The sequence below is a fragment of the Cytophaga aurantiaca DSM 3654 genome, from assembly GCF_000379725.1.
In the GTDB taxonomy this organism is placed as follows: Bacteria; Bacteroidota; Bacteroidia; order Cytophagales; family Cytophagaceae; genus Cytophaga; species Cytophaga aurantiaca.
Map to the genome: position 1 here is coordinate 23,394 of NZ_KB903639.1, position 14,366 is coordinate 37,759.

Here is a 14,366-nt window from a genome sequence, read left to right on the forward strand (position 1 = left end):
ATGCAAGAGAGAGCCACTGACCACTGACCACTAATTAAACAACCGTCCCCTTTCTTACAACTTTCGCCTCCTTGTGCTTCCATCTTCGGTGCGACCATAACCAGTTTGCTGGCTGCTCTTTAATGCAGGCCTCCAGACGTTCAATGAACAGTTGCGTTACTTCATGGCCTTCTTTTGCGATCGGGATATTTTTTAAGATCTCAAACGTTACTTCGTAGTAGCCACGATTAATGCGTTTCATACTTACAAATAATACAGGCATCTGCATAGCACCACCGATCTTATCTCCGCCTACATAAAAAGGCGTATACTGATTTAAGAACGTAGCCCAGTGCTGGATCTCACTGTGTGGCGGAGTTTGGTCAGCAACCATCGCCATAGAGCGAACCGTTTTTCTATTCTTTACCAATTCACGCAGTGTATCTTTCATTGCTACCGGATGCGCACCAAAGCGTGCACGCAGGTTGTAAATGAACTGATCCATCTTTGCATTATGAAGAGGTTTGTATACTGCGTCAATAGGGTACTTGGATTGTATCGCACAGATCTGCAGCAGCCATTCCCAGTTACACAAATGACTGGTCAAGCCCAGGTGCGATTGTCCGTTGTCGAGCGTAGACATCGGCACATCGATGTTTGTAATGCGTACACGTTTCTCTAATTCTTCTTTCGAAATATCCAGAACCTTCAGCGATTCAAAGCTCACGTCTGTTAAGTTCAGATAAAAATCCTTCGTGATCTGTTTGATTTCAGCAGCACTTTTTTCAGGGAATGAGTTTTGTAAGTTCTCATGTATTACCTTTGCTCTGTAACGTACAATGTAGTGCAGTACAAATGCAGTAAAACTTGAAAGTGCATACAAGACCGGAAAGGGAAGTCGGGACAGTGTACGTAATAGAAAACGAAGCATATAAGGAATCAATAATGACTAGCAACAAAAATACATCTAATAAATTAACCCTGCTTATTGATCTGCAATATTTTCCTTCAATTCCTTACATAAAAGAATTGGCAAAGGCAGATCATATTGTATTGGAGGCACAGGAAACCTTTCAGAAACAGACCTATAGAAATAGGTGTGAAATCCTCACCGCCAATGGAAAAGAGGTACTCATTGTACCCATTGTACATGGGTCAAGTGGGTTTATTAAAGACATTAAAATAGATTACAGTCAGCGGTGGTTTCAGATCCACGACCGGACTTTAAGAGCTGCCTATGGAAAATCCCCTTTCTTTGATTTCATCATGGACGACATTTCTGCTGTTTTTGCTCAGAAAAACGTGTATTTGTGGGATTTAAATTACAGCATGCTGACACTCTGTCTTGAAAAATTAACATTAAATAAAGAGATTTCAGAATCAAATTCGTATATTATGCCGGATGAGTTGCCAGAGAATGTGATAGATAGGCGCGGGAAAATAAATCCGCAAACCAATCCATCGCAGGGGCAAATTGGCAGAGAGAAATATCATCAGGTTTTTGGCAATGAATTTGTTATGAACCTAAGTGTTCTGGATCTCTTGTTTTGCGCGGTACTGGATTCGCCTCAGATTCTGAGGTAAATCTGTGGTAAATTCAATAATTGCAATATATACAGAACCAAACTTGATTCTCATACGTTTATGTGAATATCTGTATGAGGTTTAGTTGAACATATTTCAATAAAAAAGAATACATTTACAATAGTTTGAATTAAGTTAGAATCTAAGTAGAAACACATGGAAGCAAAATTTTCAAATCGCGTGAAAGAGGTTATATCCTTAAGTCGTGAAGAAGCATTGCGCTTGGGTCATGATTACATCGGTGCAGAGCACTTGTTGTTAGGGATGATTCGTGAAGGAGAAGGTGTGGCAATTAGTTTATTGAAAAAACTAGGTATCACGTTAGATTCTTTAAAAAAGTCGCTTGAAGATGCAGTACGCGGTACTGCTACAGGTAATGTAAAAAACCTTACCAATATACCTCTTACAAGACAAGCTGAAAAAGTGTTGAAGATTACGTATTTGGAAGCTAAAATTTTCAAAAGCGATTTAATAGGCACAGAACATTTATTGCTGTCTGTCTTAAGAGATGAAGACAACGTTGCAACGCAAATATTAAACAAGTTTGATGTGTCGTACGACGTGATCAAAGAATTATTGGAATACCATACACACACTCCTAAAGCTTCTGATGCAGAAGATGCAGACGATGATTCGTCTCGTCTGTTCGGTAGCGGCGGTGCTGGGGCTGGTAAAGAAACGGCAAGACCGGGTGCTGAGAAATCAAGAACTCCTGTCTTGGATAACTTCGGTAGAGATCTTACCAAATATGCGGAAGATGGCAAACTGGATCCGATCATTGGTCGTGAAAAAGAAATTGAGCGTGTAGCTCAGATCTTGTCACGTCGTAAAAAGAACAACCCGATTTTAATTGGTGAGCCTGGTGTTGGTAAAACTGCCATCGCGGAAGGTCTTGCATTACGCATTGTTCAGAAGAAAGTGTCTCGCGTATTGTTTAGCAAACGTGTAGTAACACTTGATCTTGCTTCATTGGTTGCAGGTACAAAATACCGCGGTCAGTTTGAAGAGCGTATGAAAGCAGTAATGAATGAATTGGAAAAATCTCCTGAGGTAATTCTATTCATTGATGAGATCCACACAATTGTTGGTGCAGGTGGTGCTTCCGGTTCTCTGGATGCATCGAACATGTTCAAACCTGCGTTAGCGAGGGGAGATATCCAATGTATTGGTGCAACAACATTAGATGAATATCGTCAGTACATAGAGAAAGACGGTGCTTTGGCTCGTCGTTTCCAGATCGTAATGATCGAAGCAACGACTCCAGAAGAAACGGTTCAGATCTTAAATAATATTAAAGAGAAATACGAAGATCACCACAATGTTATTTATTCTCCGGAAGCAATAGAAGCGTGTGTGAAGTTATCAGACCGTTACATCAGCGACCGTTTCTTGCCGGATAAAGCAATTGACGTGTTGGATGAAGCAGGTGCTCGCGTACACATCAACAACATTCACGTTCCTGCAGATATCATCAAGTTGGAAGAACAGATCGAAGATATCAAGAAGGAAAAGAACAAAGTTGTTAAGAGTCAGAAATACGAAGAGGCTGCTCAATTAAGAGACACCGAGAAAAAACTGATTGAACAGTTAGATAACGCAAAACTTCGTTGGGAAGAAGAAACCAAGAAGAAACGTTACCATGTAAAAGAAGAGAACGTTGCAGATGTAATCGCAATGATGACAGGTATTCCTTCCGCTCGTGTAGCACAGAAAGAATCTTTGAAATTGTTGAGCATGGGTGCAGACCTTAAAGCTGCTGTAGTAGGCCAGGATCAAGCGATCGAGAAATTGGTTAAAGCGATTCAGCGTACACGTGTAGGTTTAAAAGATCCGAAGAAACCAATTGGTTCATTCATCTTCTTAGGTCCGACTGGTGTTGGTAAAACAGAATTAGCGAAGTCGCTTGCGAAATATTTATTCGATAAAGACGATTCATTGGTACGTATCGATATGTCTGAGTACATGGAGAAATTCTCTATCTCAAGATTAGTTGGTGCGCCTCCGGGATACGTAGGTTACGAAGAAGGCGGTCAGTTAACTGAAAAGATTCGTCGTAAGCCATACAGCGTAATCTTGTTGGATGAAATCGAGAAAGCTCACCCGGATGTATTCAACTTGATGCTTCAGGTGCTAGACGATGGTATCTTAACAGATGGTTTAGGTAGAAGAGTAGATTTTAGAAATACAATCATCATCATGACATCAAACATTGGTGTTCGTGACTTGAAAGATTTCGGATCTGGTATCGGTTTCAACACACAGTCTCGTAAAGAGAATGTAGATGAAATGATGAAAGGTACAATTCAGAATGCATTGCGTAAAGCATTCTCTCCTGAATTCTTAAACCGTTTGGATGATGTAATTGTATTCAATTCGCTTTCAAGAGAAGATATTCATGTTATTATTGACATTACCTTATCAAAAGTATTCGCAAGAATCCTGGCATTGGGTTATGCAATTGAATTGACTGAAAAAGCAAAAGACTTCTTAGCTGAAAAAGGATACGATGCACAATACGGTGCACGTCCGTTGAACAGAGCGATTCAGAAATATCTTGAAGATCCGATTGCGGAAGAGATATTAAGAGGTGATGTTCTACAAGGCGACACAATTGTTGCTGACTACACAGAAGGTGCTGACGGTTTAACTGTTCGTAATAAAAAACAAACAGAAGAAAAAACCGAAGGTGAAAAAGGTAAATAAGAATCGTTTCTTATAGATAATAATAGAAAGTCCCGCTGAATAATATTCGCGGGACTTTTTTTATTGAGTGATCTAATAGATCTCATTTTCATAGCCCATAGTTTTATCTATGGGAATGAAAAATAATTCATAATTATCCACGTGTTGTAGTTATCTTGAAAAAATCAAATGAAGAAACTGCTGTTTATTTTTGCCGCAATATTTTTTATCAACTCTGTATCTGCACAGGATACGATAAAGGTAGAGCCTTCCGTATATTATGAAAGTACTATACATCAGGATACACGTTCCTTCTACGGGTATGTACAATACGCACGTGAAGATATTCTCTATTTTGATTCCCTGCGCTCTATTCAATATTGTTATTACATGGATTCTGTCCGCAAATGTATCGGTTCTGTCTATCAGTTAAAACCAGACAACGTAGTTCTGATCTCAACTCTGCAAGACACCGTAGCATGGATGTATAGAAAGTACAACGATTCTTTGTATGAGGTGAATGCCGTGATCGATGGGTTCTGGTATTCGGGATGGGCAAGCAGTGTGATGCCTTTGCAATTTAAAGGAGAACTTGCAGCCATTGCAGCAGACAGAACGGATACTTTGTGGTATACAACATACGCATATACATCACATTTCCCGCAAGGAAACTCTTCATACAGATTGAATCAAACTCCTGTTAAGGGAAAAATCTATAAGAGTAAGCAATGCGATCTTCTGCCGCGACTGCAGGACGGAAGTGTTTTTGCAAAAATGAATTGGGAAGTGAAAAATTTATGTTATAATGATCCATACTATTATGTTAGCCGTACGGTGTTTGTTGTAACAGCAGAGGGGCGTATCAGAAACATCAGTAGGGCAGGAAATCTAGACTTGAGCTGTTCAGATGTATATATTGATTTCGTAAAGACCTTATATAAGAATCTACCGCTGATGTCTGCAACCAGAAAAGGTAAGCCCGTAAATATTCAATGGGAAGTGCTGGTGGATATGAAACAATAAGATTATAGCTGTTTATTTTAAAGTTTGAGAAAAAGATTTTAAATCACGTAGCGAATAAATCAAATATGGGATACGAATTACACATTGTACGACAAAAAGATTGGGAAGATTACGAAGAAGAAAGTTCTATTACATTGGATGAATGGCTTGCCTATGTTGAGACTGATAGTGAATTGATCCCGAACAGTTCACTAGATCCCTCTAAGAGAATGTATGGTGATGATTCACCTGGGTTTGTTATCTGGAAAGAATATCCCGGTAATACCTATGAGACCTCCTGGCTGGATTTTTTCGAAGGAAGTATTTCCACAAAACACCCCGACGATATCACCATTGCAAAAATGATTCAGATTGCAAAAGCATTGAATGCAAGGGTGCAGGGTGACGAAGGAGAATTTTATGATGAAGAATATATTCAGAAGGCATTGAATAAAAAGAAATGTTGGGAATTCTGGAAGTAAATGGAGAGAGTAAAATGAAACACATACTTATTATTTTAATCGTATTATGTTGTGTTAGCTGCAATTCCAAACAGCGTGAATACGAAAACGCTTTGCTCTTTCCTGAAAGGAGTAAATACGGATTTGACGTTACCTATAACATACAATATTTCCCGGATGTAAATATTGTGTTCAATTTTAGTTGTACCCCTTCAAAGAAAACAATTGCTGCGATTGAATCAGAGTTTAAAAAGTATGAAGAAACATATAAGAAAATATTTATCCATGAAATGACCAATATTGACGGACGTTATAGCATTGCAGTAAATTTTAATGAAATAGACTATCGCAACTATTCTGAATTTACTATGAAAAGAGATATGGATAGTTTTGATGCCTTACTAAAAAGTATAGACGCCAATCCGGATATACAGGATCTGCTTGCTGTGCACTTTGAATAACACAACTTCTTTTAAGACAAGGCGTGTGTTTTTTTATCTGAGGTGCCCTGGATTTATTTGATTTGCTTTTTTGAGCAAATTCCTTCATCTTTAAAATTAGACACCCTTAATTTTATGTAATGAAAAAATTACTAGTTTACAAGCAGGTTGTTATTGCAGCGTGTATATTATGTGGGATTTTTATTCTCGATCTTAAGTTTCCTCCTGGCATTGCCATTGGTGTAATGTATCTGTTTTGCTTTTTTAGTATTTCCAGACAATCCAAAACAACGATCATTGTCTTTGCTGGTTGTATTATTGTAGTGTCGCTTATAAAATTTATTTTCTTTTTACCTTCATCAGATACATATATTCTGCTTATTAACAGATGTATTACGATCACTGCAATTAGTATTGTTGCTTTTATTGCGTACAAAAGAAGGACACAGTTTGAACGTTTTAATAAGGAACGTAATGAGTATGAAAAACAGCTTGAAGAAATGGTGTTTATGATCTCACATGAAGTACGGAAGCCCATTACAAATTGTATAGGCTTAATGAATCACCTGGAAAGTGATAAGGTGTATACACAGGAAGAATTAAGAGAGATGGTCAATTATCTGAAAGTAAGTATTCTTGAACTGGAAGGGTTTACACGAAAACTGACAATTGTAGCGGACGATATAAACCAAAAACAAAAAATCAAAATAGAATAGGGGGAGTTGATTCTGTTGTACTACGTTAATTTTTTGTAAGTATTTTGCGTTGCTTCCCTTTTTCAATCAGTGATACTGAAATAAGCAAAGCAAATACAATAAATATGAGTGTTACTTCAAGCCAGTATTCATAAGGCTTTACCCAAATCTCTTCAAGCACATTCCAACGACCAAGGATCTCTATAAAATTCCAGAAGATAATTACGGTAGGGATTGCATACCGGATCGCATAACCGAGATTATTCATTTTTAATAAGTCTTTAAAAAGAAAAGCAGACCATAATAAAGAACCAAATGCAATGATATAAGTTACAGGATGCTTATCTCCAAGAAGTGTATTGTCATATGCAAACAATAGTACGAGATAGAACGTCCATAACAGAACGATCAATTCTATGGCAGTAATTGCAGCGTAGTTTTTTTGTTGAGCTGTAAACTGGATGGCAAAGCGTGAAGGGATACGAATAAGTTTCTGGATCCAGATGAAAAAAGTACAGCCTGTTTTTGTATTGAAAATGTAGTAGAGCAGCAGCATTACCAGAAACCCCACAGATGCAGGCATGATCAGGTATTCGGGTTTGGTTACTATCTCTCCGTTTTCGATAAGAGGCGATACACTGAATCGATGTGCAATGTATACATGTGAAAATTCGATCCATCCGGTCCAGATAAACAAACCGGAAAAAAGTCCTGCAAATGTTGCCTTGTTTTCCGTTTGCAGCATACTTCCCCAAACCAGTAAGATCACACCTGCAGCTCCCATCGTTAAGGCAGCTCTGTATACATGCATCTCTCCGAATTGTTTTTCCATGATGATCATGATCGCATGACCAAGAGGCATCGTAAGCAATACCGTTAAGAAGGCAAGAATTCCTATGAGAGGCTTGTTTAGTTTCATTGCTGTAAATGTTTTGCAGGGCCAAATACATTACAATATAGCCTTAGAATACTATTATTTGTGTATGGTACAGGAGTTTTTTCTCTCAATGTAAGAATAGTCTATTGATTGATATGCTATTATTTAAGTCAATAAAAAATAGTCGTATCGTTCTTGCAGAAGCTACTGCATTACAGGTATTGGTTATACTTAAATTTTGGTATTGAATAAAGGTTGTACTGGAATTAAAAGGATAGCATATGATACATAAGACAGTAATTGTATTTAATAGCATCTGTAGATGCTTGTCATTTAACGTATCTGTTTATTCATGTTTTGTATAATCAAATAAATGCTTAAACGCAGCCGGTACCTTGTCTCTTAAATTTTGACTATCGTCGATGTATAAATTTTTCATTTCAATCATCGACTCTGGTAAAGTAGTAATATCGGTTAGTGTAATACTTAAATATTTTAATTTTTCTAGTCGATTTATGTCATTAGGTAAATTCGGAATTTTGTTTGCTCCGATTTTTAATGTTTCTAATTTCGAAAGTTCTAAAATGACGCGTGGGAACTCCGTTAATTTATTCGAGAAGAGATCAATGCTTTTCAGTTCCGTTAGTTCAGCTAGTTTAGGAGAGATCTTTTGTATGCTGCTGTATGTGATGGAAAGTGTTTGCAGTTTAGTAAGTTTTGAAATTTCATCCGGAATCTCATTCATTCCGGTAGTCATTTCGAGATGGATCAGATTCTTCAAACGTTCAATTTCGGGTATCCATGCAGTAATATTTTTCGCACCGATCTTAATACTTGTTGCACTATCCGGGTTTAATAATGCCACCTGCAAGGTGAGCGGTAAGGTGTTGAAATGTTCTTCTGTTATATCAGATGGAATGTCGGATGATGGATTGATATTTGCAGTTCTGCGTACCACAAATACGCCACCACCCAAACGATTATCTCCTGCATTTTGAACAGATTCCATAAATACCAGTGACTCCTTTGTGCGAATATTTGCAGGTAATTCAAAGGTGCGAAGGCCTAAACGATACGCCGGAAATAAATCTGTCTTTTCTACATCCAGTATTTTTATATTGAACGTTGCATCTTTTGTTTTAAAACGCACATATGCTGTGCCTGATCCTTCTCCGGGTACATAGATTGGAATACCATGAACCTTTGCAATACCTTGCCAGCCGGAAGAATATTCCCGACTGTATTTCTTAAGATGAAAGGTGCGATTGAAACCTGTTCTCCAATAAACAAACGGGTTGATATTGTTTGTTACAAGAGGTATCATCTCTATTGCCGACGGCGACTGCGGATAATTTTCTTGATTTGAGATGTCAGGTAAATAATAATCATCAAAATTATTGATTGTACGATCTTCCTGGAAACGGCAGATCATACGACTATCCTGCAAACCTGAAAGTAAAATTTCAACCTTACCTTGACGTTTGAAAATGATGCCTGCCTGATGTATGTCGTCACGAGAGGCGCGAAGGTTTATAAATTCTATATATTCAGATGTGTTGTACAATTCAATAAAAAGTTGTTCAAAATCCTTTTCGTTTAAATCTAATGTTGCATTATGTATGCGATGATAAGGCAGTGTATCTTTTTTGCCCGTCTCTAATAAAGGGATGTATGTTGCAGGTCCATAAAAACAACCGCTTCGATATGAAAAGCGTAAGGGCGTTTCGAATGAAGTAACGATGTGGCCTTTTTCATCCAGCATTGCATAAGCCTTACCGTCAGGTTTTCTGTTCACTTCATACACCTTGAACGGTCCCGTTTCATCCAGGTCTGAATAGACCATGTATTGTTTTAGCGACGGAATGTAAAAGTAACGTGGATAATACACACGGCCGCGAAGTACGGCAGCAAGTTCATATGTTTTGGATGTGCTTAAAATGGTATTGCGAAATAGGTATTTGTATTTCAATGGGTTTTGCGCACGTGCCGATAAAAAGAAACTCAACATAAAAATGGTACTAAATATAAAAAGGCCGGTCATTTTGATCATGTTCAATTATAGAATAATCAAGATTATACATTTTGAAGATTAGGCAGTGCATACTGTATACACTGCTCATTAAGAATGATTGAATAACAATATAAGGAGACTTTTTTAGAATTGAATTATTAAATTAATAGGAATGTTTCAGACTTGAATCTTCCTTCTTTATTCGTGAAGTGTTTATAAGTTTTATTTCGGCTGTCTTGTTTTGTGCATGAAAGGGCGGATCTTTATAGTGGTCGAATGTTACGGTTCTTTCAATTTAACACCTCACTACAGAAACTTAATGAATATTTATAAAGAAATTGAAGCTGAAATAATGCATGCTTCTAATATTGTCATCACTGCTCACAAATCTGCCGATGGAGATTCGGTTGGGAGCTCATTGGGATTATTATACTTTATTGAAAAACTTGGCAAGAAAGCTATTGTATGCCATCCGGATAAAGCACCTGATTTTTTGGATATACTGGATCTGTCTGTGATAACACTGATGACAGATGAGCCGGATAAAGTAACAGATGCTTTTCAAAAGGCAGATCTGATTTTCTGTTTGGATTATAATGCAACGGATCGGGTAGGTTCGGATATGCAGGCTTTGCTCGAGTCTGCATCGTGTAAAAAAATAATGATCGATCATCATTTAAATCCACAAGATTTTCCAACGATTGTTGTTTCAGAGATCGCAGCTTCTTCAACAGCACAATTAATTGTTGAATTGATAGAACAGTCCGGGCATGGTAATTTACTGGATGAGAAAATCGGAACACCTTTGTATGTGGGTATATTAACAGATACAGGAAGCTTTCGTTTTTCTTCTGTACAGCCTCGTACACATGAAATATTGGGCAAGCTATTAGGTGCTGGTGTACAGCATCACCTCATTCACGAAGCACTGAATGATACCAATACGGCGAGTCGTTTGCGTTTGCAAGGATATGCTATGAGTGAGAAGATGGAAATCATGGAGGCATACCATGTAGCTATTATTTCTTTGACAAAAGAAGAGCTTGAAAAATATCACTATAAAAAAGGGGATACAGATAGTTTGGCCAATCTTGCCTTATCGATCAAAGGAATGAAAGCAGCAATTGTATTTTCAGAACGTGATGGCATGATGAAAATATCATTCCGTTCTAAAGGAAAAGAAAATTCGGTAAACGTGTTAGCTGCAGATCATTTCAATGGTGGTGGACATGCGAATGCTGCAGGAGGCATGAGTGAATTGTCTGTAGCAGAAACGTTGGATAAAATTAAAAGCTTGGTACCTCAGTATTTTTCTGTTCAGTAGAATGGCGTTTTACTATACATTAATAATATATAATAACATCTATATATGAATATAATACGAAATAAATATACTCAGAGAAATCATAAAGATTCAAATATGTCAAATAATTCAGGCCTTATAAAATTGAATAATTTGAAAGGTGCTATTAAGCAAATGAGTCATAAAGACTATTGTTTGAATGAAGATGAATCAGCTCTTGTATATATGGACGATAGCGGGACGTATACCTTTTTTTTCAATGAGGAATGTGAAATCATTAAAGAGGCTGGACGTACATCTGTAATAACATATTATAATTTTTCAGAAGGGAAGATACTAAGGTGGGAGTGGTATGATGAAGGTAATAATTTAATTCAATATGAAACATATGAATACGATAACATCTCAGGATTTGCAATAAATTACTATATAAAAAGAAGTGATGGTTCCGAGAAACGTATTCAGCCAATGATTGAGAAAATAAATGAAAATACATTTATGCACCATTATGAATATTATGATGATTTATATGTAAATGATAAACTTGTTGAAAGAAGGAATCATGATAATATCATGAGAATCAAATACGAATACGTTGGCTCTTCTCATACAGAAAAGAGATATATTCGAGGGGTTATTCAATCTTCATATACATTTAATGAGTTTGATTTTTTAATTAAACAAATGTTTTATGATGAAAAAGGAGTTAATATCGGAAATGAAATACTCAAGTATGATGTTGACAATAAATTAATAGAAACAATTACGAATAAAAAGGAATATAAATTCCCCATACATGAAGTATATGTTTATGATGTAAATAATTTATTGATTGAAAAACAATTTGGCTCTTCGGAATATGGACTCGAGACAGCTAATAAATACGAATACGATTCGCAGAAAAATCTCATTTATAAAAGTGGAGATTGGGAGAATGCTCGTTTTCAATATACCTATGATGATTGCGGAAATTGGATTGAAATGATGACGATAAAAGATTCGCGTGTCGTTTTTAAAACGACGAGAGAAATTGAGTATTTTAAATGATTGCTGCGCAGTTTAATTTTTTTTACATACTCTTTTTATATTCAATTTGTTATTTTATTCCTTGAAAGATTAAATAGCTATAACGCATGTTGATACAATTTGTTAAAGATTTAAGTAATAATAAATCAGTACTTAGGCTCGATGTATATAGTTTTTAACTTCGGACCCTTTTTATAATGTTCCTTTTTATGACGCGGAGTCTTTTCCTTGTCCCAATCCTGGAAAAGAATATAGCCTATACGAACTGTTGCACAAAAATAATTACATGGCGAGTGTACCTGATCGGAATAGGTGATGTTTCCATTTTCTAAATGCTGATAACTTCCGGTCATCATGTTTTGAGAGAAACTATATTTGGCACCTAAATATAAGTTGCATCTGTAAAGGCAGAAATTAATTCCTGATTCCAGATAATACTGCATAAAAAAAGACTTGGTTTGAATGTTAAAATTAAGTTCTTCATTGGTTGCGCTAACATGCTGTTGTGCCGTGTTGGTGTAGAAAGGAGCCGGAGCAGTCCACGGTTTATTCATGTTGATATTGAAATTCACTCCGCCTGTAAAATACAGCCCGAGTAAATGCTCACCTCCTGGGTACGACAAAAAATAAGTGGCAGAGAGTGAAGGTGCGATATAATTTTGTACAAAGTCAAATCCCCCGATATAATTTGCATCAGAAAGTGTTGCTGAAAAAGCTTTATCGGCAAAAGAAAAATCTACTTGCGATCTGACGACACCGGCTTCGATCGCATATTTCTTTTTAAAACGGTATTGCATTTTTACATGCCAGTCCCAGTTTCCGGTATAATAATCACCATAGCTAATAAATTTTCTTTCTAATACATTTCCATGGCTGGAAAATTTATAACCCTTGGTAAAATCGCCAAATGTATACCCGGCGTTTAAGCTTAGACCATTTACTGTATATTTTTTAAAGTAATCGATCTGTGCATGCGACAGTACCGAAGCAAGCAGGCATGCTATAAGAAAAAGATGTTTAAGGAGTAGTTTCATAAACATAGAGATTATGAAGCCAATCTACGAGGTGAATTAGTAGAGAATCTGTTCTTCTGAAAAAAAAGAATTAGTTTTCTGTTTATTGAAATAAATTTATGAAATAATCTATTGCTTTCTTATTGAAGCAATAGATTCAATAAAACTATTTTTACTCAGCAATACCTCCATTACTTTAACTATCAGTATGCCATATAGCGGAGCGCCAAAATAAAACATACGTGCTGCGTCACCTGATATCAATACATGTATGAGTATGCACCCAAAGAAGATCCAGTAATATTTTTCTACATATGTTTTCCATATACTGCGGCATGTTTTATTGAATGCGCCATAGATCAGAATAAATGTAAAGATTCCTAATACCGTAAATACTTCTCCAATACCACGTACCGTTAGCAGATCCAATGCAGTTTCAAATGTCTTTGCAAACGTACGCATAAAAATATCAACCAAACTTTCGCTCTTAAAGCCCGCAGTAGTTTCCTGTAGCGGCAATAAGGAGTCAATGATGCTGTGCTCTCCGAAAACAACAACTAAACTTGCCGCAATCAATCCCGCACGCACATACCAGGTAAAAGGTCCTGCTAATAAAATAAGCGGAGCAAACAACGGGAACGATTCTTTCATCAAACCTCCAAGAACAACTGTGATTACAAAGAGGATTTTATTCTCTGTTTTAATACTGTACAACAATGCTGCAATGGCAATGAGGTAAAGACTATCTGTTAATGGTAATCCTGCAATGTAAGCCACCCAGCGGCTCGTTAATACTACAATTAAACCAATAAGTATTGCGACAAGCTCATGCGAATACAACCGCAATAATCGGTAAACGATCCAGCCATAAAATGCTACCAGGAAAGAGTTGATGATAAAGTAGGCAAGCTGCAACGGCCAGAAGCTTTCAGCACGGTGCGGCCATAGTTTTGTATACACTGCTTGCAAAGGCATTGCAACAACCTTAGCGACTAAAGGAAGAATAAAACGATAACGGTGAACCGGATTTACATTGTAATCTCCATTCGACATAGCGAGATAACTTTCCGTATCCGATGAATGCGAAAAATCATAATGCACATACATGTTGTATGCAGGTCCGAGTATGACTGCAAGGCTGAAGAGGAAGGGAAGAAGGAACTGAGTTTTCAATTATGAAACGAAGTAATAAGTTTTAAGTAATATGTTCTAAGAATGCATTATATAGACTTCAATAGATAACAGGTAAACAGTCTCAATTATAGGTAATGGTTTTGTTAGAGCATTCTTAAA

The 14,366-nt window shown here is 36.9% G+C and carries 13 protein-coding genes; 8 read left to right on the forward strand and 5 right to left on the reverse strand.

The genetic code is table 11. The features are described 5' to 3' along the window. Positions 1 to 34: 34 nt before the first annotated feature. On the reverse strand, positions 35 to 910 hold the full coding sequence (locus A3EE_RS0110650; RefSeq protein ID WP_018343432.1) for a lysophospholipid acyltransferase family protein: 876 nt from the start codon (positions 908 to 910) through the stop codon (positions 35 to 37). A 14-nt stretch (positions 911 to 924) separates the two neighbouring features. Between A3EE_RS0110650 and A3EE_RS0110655 the strand changes: the two genes are divergently transcribed. The 6 genes from A3EE_RS0110655 to A3EE_RS0110680 all read left to right on the forward strand — a co-directional run bounded on the left by A3EE_RS0110655 (position 925) and on the right by A3EE_RS0110680 (position 6,864). Then, positions 925 to 1,563: a WbqC family protein gene (locus A3EE_RS0110655; protein WP_033417835.1), complete on the forward strand. Its 639-nt coding sequence runs from the start codon at positions 925 to 927 to the stop codon at positions 1,561 to 1,563. A gap of 156 nt (positions 1,564 to 1,719) precedes the next feature. Beyond that, on the forward strand, positions 1,720 to 4,266 hold the full coding sequence (locus A3EE_RS0110660) for an ATP-dependent Clp protease ATP-binding subunit (RefSeq protein WP_018343434.1): 2,547 nt from the start codon (positions 1,720 to 1,722) through the stop codon (positions 4,264 to 4,266). Positions 4,267 to 4,434: 168 nt separating this feature from the next. Next, the gene (locus A3EE_RS0110665; protein WP_018343435.1) at positions 4,435 to 5,268 is read left to right on the forward strand and encodes a hypothetical protein; all 834 of its coding nucleotides are present in this window, start codon (positions 4,435 to 4,437) and stop codon (positions 5,266 to 5,268) included. A gap of 65 nt (positions 5,269 to 5,333) precedes the next feature. Then, on the forward strand, positions 5,334 to 5,729 hold the full coding sequence (locus A3EE_RS20365) for a hypothetical protein (protein WP_018343436.1): 396 nt from the start codon (positions 5,334 to 5,336) through the stop codon (positions 5,727 to 5,729). Continuing rightward, entirely contained in the window at positions 5,708 to 6,169 is a 462-nt protein-coding gene (locus tag A3EE_RS0110675) for a hypothetical protein (protein WP_018343437.1), read from the forward strand. Before A3EE_RS20365 ends, A3EE_RS0110675 begins: the two co-directional genes overlap by 22 nt. A gap of 119 nt (positions 6,170 to 6,288) precedes the next feature. Continuing rightward, on the forward strand, positions 6,289 to 6,864 hold the full coding sequence (locus tag A3EE_RS0110680; protein ID WP_018343438.1) for a histidine kinase: 576 nt from the start codon (positions 6,289 to 6,291) through the stop codon (positions 6,862 to 6,864). A 25-nt stretch (positions 6,865 to 6,889) separates the two neighbouring features. Here A3EE_RS0110680 and A3EE_RS0110685 read toward each other — a convergent pair whose 3' ends face one another. After that, positions 6,890 to 7,762 carry a hypothetical protein gene (locus tag A3EE_RS0110685; protein ID WP_018343439.1) on the reverse strand — a complete coding sequence of 291 codons (873 nt, stop codon included), beginning with the start codon at positions 7,760 to 7,762 and terminating at the stop codon, positions 6,890 to 6,892. A 304-nt stretch (positions 7,763 to 8,066) separates the two neighbouring features. Continuing rightward, positions 8,067 to 9,728 carry a leucine-rich repeat domain-containing protein gene (locus A3EE_RS0110690; RefSeq protein ID WP_018343440.1) on the reverse strand — a complete coding sequence of 554 codons (1,662 nt, stop codon included), beginning with the start codon at positions 9,726 to 9,728 and terminating at the stop codon, positions 8,067 to 8,069. 322 nt (positions 9,729 to 10,050) lie between these two features. Here A3EE_RS0110690 and A3EE_RS0110695 point away from each other — a divergent pair, with 322 nt between their 5' ends. Both A3EE_RS0110695 and A3EE_RS0110700 read left to right on the forward strand, forming a co-directional pair. Then, positions 10,051 to 11,055, forward strand: a complete 1,005-nt coding sequence (locus A3EE_RS0110695) for a DHH family phosphoesterase (RefSeq protein ID WP_018343441.1) — start codon at positions 10,051 to 10,053, stop codon at positions 11,053 to 11,055. Between the two features lie 96 nt (positions 11,056 to 11,151). After that, positions 11,152 to 12,081: a hypothetical protein gene (locus tag A3EE_RS0110700; RefSeq protein WP_157446976.1), complete on the forward strand. Its 930-nt coding sequence runs from the start codon at positions 11,152 to 11,154 to the stop codon at positions 12,079 to 12,081. Between the two features lie 125 nt (positions 12,082 to 12,206). Here the strand turns inward: A3EE_RS0110700 and A3EE_RS0110705 are convergent, their stop codons facing one another. Together A3EE_RS0110705 and A3EE_RS0110710 are read right to left on the reverse strand one after the other, a co-directional pair. Next, positions 12,207 to 13,094 carry a hypothetical protein gene (locus A3EE_RS0110705; RefSeq protein ID WP_018343443.1) on the reverse strand — a complete coding sequence of 296 codons (888 nt, stop codon included), beginning with the start codon at positions 13,092 to 13,094 and terminating at the stop codon, positions 12,207 to 12,209. A 108-nt stretch (positions 13,095 to 13,202) separates the two neighbouring features. After that, positions 13,203 to 14,246 (reverse strand): hypothetical protein, encoded by a 1,044-nt coding sequence (locus A3EE_RS0110710; protein ID WP_051081610.1) that lies wholly within the window; start codon positions 14,244 to 14,246, stop codon positions 13,203 to 13,205. Positions 14,247 to 14,366 lie beyond the last annotated feature (120 nt).